Source organism: Streptomyces sp. CC208A (genome assembly GCF_030010625.1).
Lineage (GTDB): Bacteria > Actinomycetota > Actinomycetes > Streptomycetales > Streptomycetaceae > Streptomyces.
In genome coordinates this window covers 105868-117670 of sequence record NZ_JASCXN010000001.1, presented here as the reverse complement: position 1 = coordinate 117670, position 11803 = coordinate 105868, and the positions used below count along the sequence as shown (strand labels likewise).

The following is an 11803-nucleotide window of genomic DNA, read 5'->3' as shown; positions in this document are numbered from 1 at the left end:
TTCAGGCACCTGCCTTGGCGGGCGTAGCGGCCGGCTTCTCGTCGTGCTCGTGGAACTCGAGCTGCCTGCGCTTGTCCGCGATGATGCCCTCCGGACGGAAGCGCATGATCAGCACGAGCGCGAGGCCGAAGGCGAAGAGCTGGTACTCGCCCATGAACTGGAGCTTGTTCGGGATGAGGAACAGCAGGGCCGCGCCGACCAGCGGACCGCTCATCGTGCCCATGCCGCCGAGGACGACGGCCGCGAGCAGGAAGGCGGAGTTGGGCGGGATGGGACCGGCGAAGAGGTACTGCTCCGGGGTCACGGTGTAGGTGACGTGGGCCTGCACCGTGCCGGCCAGGCCGGCGAGGGCGGCGCCGAGGGCGAAGGCGATCAGCTTCACGCGGAAGCCGTTGATGCCCATCGCGAGCGCGGCGGTCTCGTCCTCGCGGATCGCCACCCAGGCGCGGCCGATGCGGGAGTCGCCGGAGCGCCGGAAGACCAGCACGACGACCGCCGTGATCAGCAGCATCAGGAAGAAGTAGTTGGCGAAGCGGCCGATGGTGAAGCCGGCGATGGTGTGCGGCTGGCCGAAGTCGAACCCGAAGAAGTTCAGGTTCGGGATGGAGGCGATGCCGTTGGAGCCGTTGGTGATGTCGGGACCGGAGGTGCCGTCGGTGTTCATCACCGCGATGCGGAAGATCTCACCGAAGCCGAGGGTCACGATGGCGAGGTAGTCGCCGCGCAGCCGCAGGGTCGGGGCGCCGATCAGGACGCCGAAGACCAGCGAGGCCGCGGCGCCGACCAGGACCGCCGCCCAGAAGGGGAAGTGCACGCCGAACGGCGAGGTCGGGGCGCCCGAGACGAGGGCCGCCGCGTAGGCGCCGACGCCGAGGAAGGCGACGTAACCGAGGTCGAGCAGACCGGCGAGGCCGACGACGATGTTCAGGCCCAGGGCGACCGTGGCGAAGATCAGGATGTAGACGCCGATCGTCGCGTACTGGTCGTCGGTCTGGGTGAAGGGGAAGAGCGCGGCGGCGATGAACGCGCCCGCGATCGACAGGTTCTGGTGCTTCGCGGTGAGCTGCGTGGCCTGCTTGAGGAGGCCGGAGGCGCTGACGGCGGCGAAGCCGAGGCCGGCCGTGATCAGGAAGCCGAGGAACAGCTCGTCGTACTCGGTGCCGATGCCGTACGTGAAGACGCCGAGCGCCACGGCGAGGACGGCCGCGATGATCAGGATCTCGACGGCGGAGGAGAGCGGCGGGAGCTTCTTCACCGGGTGGGGGGCGGCGAAGGCGGCCTTGACGGAGGCCCAGCCGTTTCCGGCACGGTGCTTGAACTGGTCCCAGCCGGTGTCCTCCGGGTCGACCGGCAGCACGGCCGGACGCGTGAAGGGCAGGTCCAGGGCGGCGAGCAGGGTGACCAGGGTGGCGACCGCGAGGATCGCGCCGCCGGGCTCCAGGTTGACCGGGCCGCCGAGCTCGACGCTGATCGCGACGATGGTGAACCAGGCGGTGCCGAAGGAGGCCAGCGCGCCGAACTTGACCGCGCCGTCGGCGCCGGCCGGCGTCAGCCAGCCGAGGCCCTTGACGCCGTACGAGGAGAGGGCGAAGAGGACGGTGAGCGCGCCGGTCACCAGGACCTGGAGCTGGAGCCCGCCCGGGTAGCCGTACACGGTGAGGTTGCCCGGGAAGCGGGGGGTCCACGTCCACGAGAGGAAGCAGCTCGCGACGGTCAGGAGGGCGCCGCCGAGGACGAGGGCGCGGGCGGTCCGCTCGGGCAGGACGCCGATGAGGCCGCGGTCGGCGGTCTTCACGGCCTCCGCGGCGGCGGGGGCCTGGGGGTTCTCGGAGATGGTGGTCATGGTGCTCACGCCCTGTCCGCGACGCGCTCGCCGAGCAGGCCCTGGGGCCTGGCGAGGAGGACGACGATGAGGAGTACGAAGGCCCAGACGTTGGCCCAGGACTGGCCGCCCAGCTGGGACATACCGGGGATTTCGTCGATGTAGGCGGTGGCCATGGTCTCGGCGACGCCGAGGACGAGGCCGCCGATCATGGCGCCGTAGATGTTGCCGATGCCGCCGAGGACGGCGGCGGTGAACGCCTTGAGTCCGAGGAGGAAGCCCATCTTGTAGTCGACGACGCCGTACTTGAGGCCGTACGCGACGGCACCGACGGCGGCGAACGCGGCGCCGAGGGCGAACGCGATCACGATGATCCGGTCGGTGTTGACGCCCATGAGCTTCGCGGTGTCCGGGTCCTGCGCGGTGGCCTGCATGCCGCGGCCGGTGCGGGTGCGCATGACGAAGAAGGCGAGGAAGGCCATGCAGAGAGGGGCCGCGATGACGAGGAAGACGTCACCGGTCTGGATGGTGACCGGGCCGAGCTCGATCGGGCCGCCGGGTATCTGCGGGAAGGTCCGGGCGGACTTGGCCTCCGGGTACCAGACCCAGACGGCGTACTGCAGGGCGAGCGAGAGGCCGATGGCCGTGATGAGCGGGGCGAGGCGCGGGCCGCCGCGGAGCGGACGGTAGGCGAAACGTTCCGCTCCGACGGCCACGGCCGTCGAGACGATCACGGCGCCGATGATCATGAGGGGCAGGGCGACCCACATGCTGGTGCCGCCGGGCAGGACGAGCCAGACCGTCAGGGCCCCGAAGCCGCCGGTCATGAAGATCTCGCCGTGGGCGAAGTTGATGAGCTGGACGATGCCGTAGACCATCGTGTAGCCGACGGCGACGAGCCCGTACATGGATCCCAGTAGCAGGCCGTTGACCAGCTGCTGCGGCAGTTCGTTCACCGCATTGTCCTCCGAGACTTTCGACGGATATGACACCGCGCGGGGCGCCGAGTGTGTGCGGCCCCCCGCGCGGTGAAAGTGGTGCTGGAGTGGAAGCGGCGGATCAGCCGCCGAAGGTGCCGGACTTGACCGGCTTGAAGGCGCCGCCCTGGACCTGGTAGACGGTCAGCTGCTTGTTGGTGGTGTCACCGAACTCGTCGAAGGCGACGGAGCCGGTCACGCCCTCGAAGGAGACACCCTGCAGGGCCTCGACGACCTTGGCGCGGGCGTCCTCGGGGAGCTTGCCGCCGTTGCCGTCCACGACCTTCTTGACGGCCTCGATGATCGACCAGGTCGAGTCGTAGGAGTAGCCGCCGTAGGCCTCGAAGGCCTCCTTGTAGTTCGCGGCCTTGTAGTTGTCCAGGAACTCCTTGGCGGAGGCGAGGGACTCGATCGGGGCGCCGACGGAGGTGGCGATGTCGCCCTCGGCCGCGGTGGCACCGGCCAGCTTGACGTACTCGGGGCTGAAGAGCGCGTCACCGCCGACGACGGTGACCTTGGCGCCGGCCTCCTTGATCTGCTTGGCCAGCGGGCCGGCGGCCGGGTACTCGCCACCGTAGTAGACGACGTCCGCGCCGGAGCTCTTGACCTGGGTGGCGACCGCGGAGAAGTCCTTGGTCTCCGGGTCGATGTGCTGGGTGCCGACGACCTTGCCGCCGAGCTTCTCCCACTCGCCCTTGAAGGTGCCCGCGAGACCGGCGCCGTAGGTCTTCTTGTCGTCGATGATGAACGCCTTGGTCTTCTTGGCGTCGTTGAAGACGTACTGGGCCGCGAACGGGCCCTGGATGGCGTCGGTGGTGGCGGTGCGGAAGTACGACTTGTAGCCGCGCTTCTTGTCGCCGGAGGACCAGTTCGGGCCCTGGGAGAGCGCCGGGTTGGTGTTGGCCGGGGAGACCTGCGCCAGCTTCGCGTCGTCGAAGACCTTCTGCATGGACTCGGCGACGCCGGAGTTCAGCGGGCCGACCACACCGAGGACGGTCTTGTCGGCGACCAGCTTGGTGGCGTTCTGCTGGCCGGCGGACGGCTGGGCCTGGTCGTCCAGGGAGACCAGCTTGAAGGTGACGCCCTTGACGTACTCCTTCTTGTTGGCCGTGTTGACCGCGAGGTCGGCCGAGTTCTTGATGCCGAGGCCGAGGGCCGAGAGCTCACCGGTGAGCGGGGCGTCCAGACCGATGGTGACGGTGACGCCGCCTCCGCCGGTGTTGTCGCCGCCCTTGTCGTCGCGCGAACCGCAGGCGGTGAGGGTGAGTGCTCCCGCGGTGACCGCGGTGGTGATGACGAGCAACGAACGGTTTCGCACGAAGGGTCCTTTCCCTGGCGCGGCCCCCTCTGCCGAGGCGGTGCCGTGGAACTGCGAAGCAAGAGGTGCCGTTGGTGATTGCCGGGCCGTACTGAGTGCTGATACGAGGCCGTGCAGTAGGCCGCGCCCAGCGGCGCGGTGACTGGCGGTGACTCTAAGCGCAGGTGGGGAGGGTCGGGGAGCGGCGAGGGAAGGATGTGACTGTCTTGTTATGCCGACGGCTGGAGCGGGGCTGAGAGGTCCGTCCAAATACGGTCATAGCGACCTGTAACGCGGTGTTCACATCGTGAGAACGCGCAGTTCCGCTAAGGGGCTTGAGTGAATCTTGGTCCTGACGGAGCACTTCGCCGCCTCTCCGGATATCGGACGCGACGCCCGAACTGAGCGGACGGATGTCAAGCCCTGCCCCTCGCGGGCGCTCCCGGGGCGGGGTCACGGAGCGTGACGAAGGGCGGGATCGGATCTTTGACCGGTCGACCTGGCGGACGGCCGGAATCCACCGCTCTCGAACGTACCTCCGAGGCCCGGGGGTTGGGAGGTGCTGGCGTGAAAACGACATGTGGGTGCGGGAGTTGGGGCGCGGATGGTGACTGCGGGTGGATCGAGTGAAGCGCGTGTGAGGAGAGTCCGGGTGCGCCGAAGGGCGGTGCGGGGGGCTGGACGTGCTGGAGGGGGTGCGGGCTCGGGCGCGCAGAAGGGGGCGTGAGGGTTCGGGCGCGCAGAAGGGGGCGTGAGGGTTCGGGCGCGCAGAAAGGGGGTGCGGGGAGTCCGGACGCGCCGAAGGGGGCGGTACGTCTCCGCGTACCGCCCCCTTCGGCGAAACGGCCGGCGACCGGCCGACCGGCCCCGTCAGGCGCCGTCGAGCTGGCCCTCCCGCGGCAGGTCCGCCGCGTCCTTCGGGCCGATCTCCCGCAGCATGCAGGTCAGGCGCGCCGAGCAGACCCGGCGCCCCTCCTCGTCGCTGATGACGATCTCGTACGTCGCGGTGGACCGCCCGCGGTGCACCGGGGTCGCCACCCCGGTCACCAGACCGCTGCGCACCCCCCGGTGATGGGTGCAGTTCAGATCCACGCCCACAGCGATCCGCGACACCCCGCCGTGCAGCATCGAGCCCACCGAGCCCAGGGTCTCCGCCAGCACCGCCGAGGCGCCGCCGTGCAGCAGCCCGTACGGCTGGGTGTTGCCCTCCACCGGCATGGTGCCGACGACCCGCTCGGCCGACGCCTCCACGATCTGCACACCCATCCGGTTCCCCAGGTGTCCGGCCGAGAAGAGCGCCGGCAGATCCACGCCGAGCGCGGCGTACTCGTCGATGACCTCCTGCGGGAACTTCACGTGCTGCTGCTCACCCATGGCCCGGCTCCGTTCGTCCTCGTACGGCTGATCCTGTCGCCCGCCGACTTGCTGAGCAAGCGCTTAGGCGGTCGGTGCCGGTGATTCTTCCAGACGCACGATCACGGACTTGCTCGCGGGGGTGTTGCTGATGTCCGCCGTCGACTCCAGCGGGACCAGCACGTTCGTCTCCGGGTAGTACGCCGCCGCGCACCCCCGGGCCGTCGGATAGTGCACCACCCGGAAACCGGGCGCCCGCCGCTCGCTGCCGTCCGTCCACTCGCTCACCAGATCCGCGTACGCCCCGTCGGCCAGGCCCAGCGCCGCCGCGTCCTCGGGGTGCACGAGCACCACCCGGCGGCCGCCGCGGATCCCCCGGTAGCGGTCGTCGAGACCGTAGATCGTGGTGTTGTACTGGTCGTGCGAGCGGAGCGTCTGGAGCAGCAGCCGGCCTTCCGGGACCCTCGGGTACTCCACCGGCGCCGCCGTGAAGTTCGCCTTCCCCGTCTTCGTGGGGAAGCGGCGCTCGTCCCGCGGCGCGTGCGGCAGCGCGAAGCCGCCCGGGTCCGCCGCCAGACGGGCGTTGAAGTCCTCGAAACCGGGCACCACGCGCGCGATCCGGTCCCGGATCGCCGCGTAGTCCGCCTCGAACGCCTCCCACGGCGTGCCCGAACCGGCGCCCAGCACGGCCCGGGCCATCCGGGCCACGATCGCCGGCTCGGAGAGCAGGTGCGGGCTCGCCGGCGCCAGATTGCCGCGCGAGGCGTGCACCAGGCCCATCGAGTCCTCGACCGTCACGAACTGGCGTCCGCTCTTCTGCACGTCCTTGTCGGTCCGGCCCAGCGTCGGCAGGATCAGCGCCCGCCGGCCGGTCACCACGTGCGAGCGGTTCAGCTTGGTCGACACCTGCACCGTCAGCCGGGCCCGCCGCATCGCGGCCTCGGTGACCTCGGTGTCCGGGGTCGCGCCGACGAAGTTCCCGCCCATCGCGAAGAAGACCTTCGCCTCGCCGTCCCGCAGCGCCTGGATCGACCGCACCACGTCGAAGCCGTGGTGGCGCGGCGAGACGATCCCGAACTCCTTGTCCAGCGCGTCCAGGAAGGCCGGCGCCGGGCGCTCGAAGATGCCCATCGTCCGGTCGCCCTGCACGTTCGAATGCCCGCGCACCGGGCACACGCCCGCGCCCGGCCTGCCGATGTTCCCCCGGAGCAGCAGCAGGTTGACCACCTCGCGGATGGTCGGCACGGAGTGCTTGTGCTGGGTCAGGCCCATCGCCCAGCAGACGATCGTCCGCTCCGAGGCCAGCACCATCTCCAGGGCCCGCTCGACCTCGGGCCGGGAGAGCCCCGTCGCCGCCAGGGTCTCCTCCCAGTCGGCCTCCCCGGCCGCCGCCGCGAACTCCTCGAAGCCGTGGGTGTGCTCCCGTACGAACTCCTCGTCGACCGCCCCGGGCGTCTCCAGGACCAGCTTGTTCAGGAGCCGGAAGAGGGCCTGGTCGCCGCCGATCCGGATCTGGAGGAAGAGGTCGGTGAGCGCCGCCCCCTTCAGCATCCCCTGCGGGGTCTGCGGGTTCTTGAACCGCTCCAGACCGGCCTCCGGCAGCGGGTTCACCGAGATGATCCGCGCCCCGGCCGCCTTCGCCTTCTCCAGGGCCGACAGCATCCGCGGATGGTTGGTGCCCGGGTTCTGCCCGGCGACGACGATCAGGTCCGCCCGGTGCAGGTCCTCCAGGGAGACGCTGCCCTTGCCGATGCCGATCGTCTCGGTCAGCGCCGAGCCCGAGGACTCGTGGCACATGTTCGAACAGTCCGGCAGGTTGTTGGTGCCGAACTCGCGCGCGAAGAGCTGGAGCAGGAACGCGGCCTCGTTGCTGGTCCGGCCCGAGGTGTAGAAGAGCGCCTCGTCGGGGGAGGAGAGCGCGGTCAGCTCCTCCGCGATGATCGCGAAGGCCCGCTCCCAGGTCACCGGCTCGTAGTGGTCGCCATCCTCCGGCAGGAGCATGGGACTTGTGATCCGGCCCTGCTGCCCCAGCCAGTAGCCGCTGCGCTCCGCCAGCTCCGCCACCGGGTGCGCGGCGAAGAACGCGGGCGTCACCCGCCGCAGCGTCGCCTCCTCGGCGACCGCCTTCGCCCCGTTCTCGCAGAACTCCGCCAGGTGCCGCTTGTCGCCCTCCGGCCAGGCGCAGCCGGGACAGTCGAAGCCGTCCTTCTGATTGACCTTGAGCAGCGTCCGGGCCGTGCGCACGGCCCCCATCTGCTCCTGGGCGATCCGCAGGGTGTGCCCGATGGCGGGCAGGCCCGCGGCGGCGTGCTGCGGCGGCGTGACCTGCGGTGCGTCCTGGACCGGGTCACCGGCCGGCGGCTTGCTGACCATCGCGCTCTCCCTTGAGCGGTAAACCTGCGGCGTACGTCTCCGATCCTGTCACGCGGCACCGACAGCCCGGCACCCGACCGGGGCGGACGGGCCGGTGTGGACGGGATTGTCAGCGGGCCGTGGCAGGATCGTCCCGTGGCCGAGACAGCATCGAAGAACACCGCAGACACCCGCCCCCGCCTGCTCCTCATGGACGGGCACTCGCTCGCGTACCGGGCCTTCTTCGCGCTGCCCGCGGAGAACTTCACCACGGTGACCGGGCAGCCGACGAACGCGATCTACGGCTTCGCGTCGATGCTGGCGAACACCCTGCGCGACGAGGCGCCCACGCACTTCGCCGTCGCCTTCGACGTGTCCCGCAAGACCTGGCGCTCGCAGGAGTTCCCCGAGTACAAGGCGAACCGCTCCAAGACCCCCGACGAGTTCAAGGGACAGGTCGAGCTGATCGGCGAACTCCTCGACGCCATGAACGCGCCGCGGTTCGCCGTCGACGGCTTCGAGGCCGACGACATCATCGCCACCCTCGCCACCCAGGCCGAGGCCGAGGGCTTCGACGTCCTCATCGTCACCGGCGACCGGGACTCCTTCCAGCTGGTCACCGACCGCACCACCGTGCTCTACCCCACCAAGGGCGTCTCCGAGCTGACCCGCTTCACCCCGGAGAAGGTCCAGGAGAAGTACGGCCTCAGCCCCTCCCAGTACCCCGACTTCGCGGCCCTGCGCGGCGACCCGTCCGACAACCTCCCGGGCATCCCCGGCGTCGGCGAGAAGACCGCAGCCAAGTGGATCAACCAGTTCGGCTCCTTCGCCGAGCTGGTCGAGCGCGCCGACGAGGTCAAGGGCAAGGCCGGGCAGAACTTCCGGGACCACCTGGAGTCCGTCAAGCTCAACCGCGTCCTCACCGAGATGGTCCGGGACGTCGAGCTGCCGAGGACCGTCGCGGAGCTGGCCCGCGAGCCGTACGACCGCAAGGCCGTCGCGCTGCTCCTCGACACCCTGGAGATCCGCAACCCCTCGCTGCGCGAGCGGCTCCTCGCCGTCGACCCCGGCAGCGCCGAGGAGACCGAGCCCGCCCCCGGCCCCGCCGTCGAACTGGACTTCACCGTCCTCGGCTCCGGCGAGCTCGCCCCCTGGCTCGCCGCCCACGGCGAGCAGCCCCTCGGCGTCGCCACCGTCGACGCCTGGGCGCTGGGCACCGGCAGCGTCTCCGAGATCGCCCTGGCCGGCGCCGACGGCGAGGCCGCCTGGTTCGACCCCAGCGAGCTCGACGAGGCCGACGAGCGGGCCTGGGCCGCCTGGATCTCCGACCCGGACCGCCCCAAGGTCCTGCACAACGCCAAGGGCGCGATGCGGGTCTTCCCCGAGCACGGCTGGAGCGTCGCCGGCGTCACCATGGACACCGCGCTCGCCGCGTACCTGGTCAAGCCCGGCCGCCGCTCCTTCGCCCTGGACGCCCTCTCCCTGGAGTACCTCGGCCGGGAGCTGGCCCCCGCCGCCGCCACCGAGGGCCAGCTCGCCTTCGGCGCCGACGACCACGCGGAGGCCGAGGCGCTGATGACCCAGGCCCGCGCCGTCCTCGACCTCGGCACCGCCTTCGAGACCAGGCTCGACGAAGTCGGCGCCCGCGACCTGCTGTACCAGGTGGAGCTGCCGACCTCCACCCTCCTCGCCCGCCTGGAGCGGCACGGCATCGCCGCCGACCGCGACCACCTGGAGGCGATGGAGCAGCAGTTCGCCGGGGCCGTGCAGCAGGCCGTCAAGGAGGCCCACGCCTCCGTCGGCCACGAGTTCAACCTCGGCTCGCCCAAGCAGCTCCAGGAGGTCTTCTTCGGCGAGCTCAACCTCCCGAAGACCAAGAAGACCAAGACCGGCTACACCACCGACGCCGACGCGCTCGCCTGGCTGGCCGGCCAGACCGAGCACGAGCTGCCGGTCATCATGCTCCGCCACCGTGAGCAGGCCCGGCTCCGCTCCACCGTCGAGGGCCTGATCAAGACGATCGCCTCCGACGGCCGCATCCACACCACCTTCAGCCAGACCGTCGCCGCCACCGGCCGCCTCTCCTCCACCGACCCCAACCTGCAGAACGTGCCGGTGCGGACGGACGAGGGCCGCGCCATCCGGCACGGCTTCGTCGTCGGCGAGGGCTTCGAGTCCCTGATGACCGCCGACTACAGCCAGATCGAGCTGCGCGTCATGGCCCACCTCTCCGAGGACGAGGGCCTCATCGAGGCCTTCACCTCCGGCGAGGACCTGCACACCACCGTCGCCTCCCAGGTCTTCGGCGTCGAGCGGTCCGCCGTCGACGCCGAGATGCGCCGCAAGATCAAGGCCATGTCGTACGGCCTCGCCTACGGCCTCTCCGCCTTCGGCCTCGCCCAGCAGCTGAACATCGACCCGGGCGAGGCCCGGGTCCTGATGGACACCTACTTCGAGCGCTTCGGCGGGGTGCGGGACTATCTGCACCGGGTCGTCGACGAGGCCCGCGCCACCGGCTACACCGAGACCATGCTCGGCCGCCGCCGCTACCTGCCGGACCTCAACAGCGACAACCGCCAGCGCCGCGAGGCCGCCGAGCGGATGGCGCTCAACGCCCCCATCCAGGGCACCGCCGCCGACATCGTCAAGGTCGCCATGCTCAAGGTCGACCGGGCCCTCACCGAGGCCGGCCTCGCCTCCCGGATGCTCCTCCAGGTCCACGACGAAATCGTCCTGGAGATCGCCCCCGGCGAGCGCGAGCGGGTCGAGGCCCTCGTCCGCGAGCAGATGTCCGCCGCCGCCGACCTCCGCGCCCCGCTCGACGTCTCCGTCGGCGTCGGCCCGGACTGGGACTCGGCCGCGCACTGACCCGTGTGCCGGATCACCGGTGGCCGCGCCCCTCTCCCGGGGTACGGCCGCCGGTGTCCGCGCCGGACGGACCGGCCCGGGTCAGCGCACGCCCGGCCGGGAGTGCGCCGCCCGGACGGCCGGGTCCCCTTCCGCGACCGCTCCCGCGCCGGGCGCCGGGACCGCTCCCGCGCCGGGCGCCGGTACCGCTCCCGGCCCCCGCAGCCGGGCCACCGCCCCGTACAGCAGGAGCCCGGCGAAGAGCCCCGCGCCCGCCCCGAAACAGGCGGTCGGAATGATGTCGAGCGGGTTCTCGATCCTGTCCCAGCCCCAGTACGCCGCCCAGCGCAGCACCCGGTGCGCGATCCCGGCCAGGACGCAGCCCCCGATCAGCAGCAGTGCCGCCCACCGCCCCCGCCGACTCGGCACCGGCACCGCGGCGGGCGCCTCCGACCCGGCCGGCACGGACCGCAGCGCACGGACCGCGAACCAGCCGAGCAGCCCGATGGCCAGTGCCGAACCGCCGTACTGCGCGTACTGGTAGACCGGGAACCCGGCCACCACCTCCGCCAGGAAGGGAAACTTCCGCGTCCCCCAGCGGTCGATGTGCGTGAAGGCGTCCCAGACGACATGGGTGGTGGCGCCGAGCGCCGCCGAGACGGCGAACCAGAAGGCGAGCGCGACCGGCCGCCGTTCCCGCCACGGCCGCCCGCGCACCACCCCGTACACCCGCCCCCGCCACCGCGCCGGCAGCAGCCCCACCAGCGGCTCACGGACCGTCAGCCACAGCCCCACCAGGGCGGCGGCGATGAGCACGTCGACGGTGACGAGCCCGACGGGGGAGTGGGTCACGTCCCCGAACTCCATGGCCCCGGGCACCGCCGTCGCCGCGAAGTAGGTGAGGTCGGGGGAGAAGCTGCCGGCGACGAGGGCGGAGGCGACGAGCGGGCCGCGCGCGGTCCCGTCCCGCCGCAGCCCCGGCAGGACCGCCGCGGCATGGCTCAGGGTGAAGGGCACGGAAGGAACCTCCCGGTCGTACGGATGATCGGCCCGAGTGCAAGAGGCGCCCCACCCCGTCGACGGTTCCCGGCCAGACCCCGCGCCTCCGGAGTGCGGACCTCCGTGTCCGGCCACCGGGGGATCAAGGGGTGACGA

7 protein-coding genes are annotated in these 11803 nt (G+C 71.3%); 1 reads left to right on the top strand and 6 read right to left on the bottom strand.

What is annotated here, in order from left to right:
• Position 1: 1 nt before the first annotated feature.
• The 5 genes from QK442_RS00510 to QK442_RS00490 all read right to left on the bottom strand — a co-directional run bounded on the left by QK442_RS00510 (position 2) and on the right by QK442_RS00490 (position 7822).
• Positions 2-1843, bottom strand: a complete 1842-nt coding sequence (locus QK442_RS00510) for a branched-chain amino acid ABC transporter permease (RefSeq protein ID WP_282692035.1) — start codon at positions 1841-1843, stop codon at positions 2-4.
• 5 nt (positions 1844-1848) lie between these two features.
• Positions 1849-2778 (bottom strand): branched-chain amino acid ABC transporter permease, encoded by a 930-nt coding sequence (locus tag QK442_RS00505; protein WP_282691720.1) that lies wholly within the window; start codon positions 2776-2778, stop codon positions 1849-1851.
• Between the two features lie 103 nt (positions 2779-2881).
• Entirely contained in the window at positions 2882-4117 is a 1236-nt protein-coding gene (locus QK442_RS00500; protein ID WP_282691719.1) for a branched-chain amino acid ABC transporter substrate-binding protein, read from the bottom strand.
• Between the two features lie 849 nt (positions 4118-4966).
• Entirely contained in the window at positions 4967-5470 is a 504-nt protein-coding gene (locus QK442_RS00495) for a hotdog fold thioesterase (protein WP_282691718.1), read from the bottom strand.
• Positions 5471-5533: 63 nt separating this feature from the next.
• Positions 5534-7822, bottom strand: coding sequence for an FdhF/YdeP family oxidoreductase (locus QK442_RS00490; protein ID WP_282691717.1), 2289 nt, complete (start codon positions 7820-7822; stop codon positions 5534-5536).
• A gap of 135 nt (positions 7823-7957) precedes the next feature.
• Here QK442_RS00490 and polA point away from each other — a divergent pair, with 135 nt between their 5' ends.
• Complete coding sequence (gene polA / locus QK442_RS00485) at positions 7958-10669, top strand: DNA polymerase I (protein WP_282691716.1); 2712 nt, start codon at positions 7958-7960, stop codon at positions 10667-10669.
• 81 nt (positions 10670-10750) lie between these two features.
• On the opposite strand, the gene QK442_RS00480 is transcribed toward polA, so the two are convergent.
• Positions 10751-11665, bottom strand: coding sequence for a DUF4184 family protein (locus QK442_RS00480; RefSeq protein ID WP_282691715.1), 915 nt, complete (start codon positions 11663-11665; stop codon positions 10751-10753).
• Positions 11666-11803 lie beyond the last annotated feature (138 nt).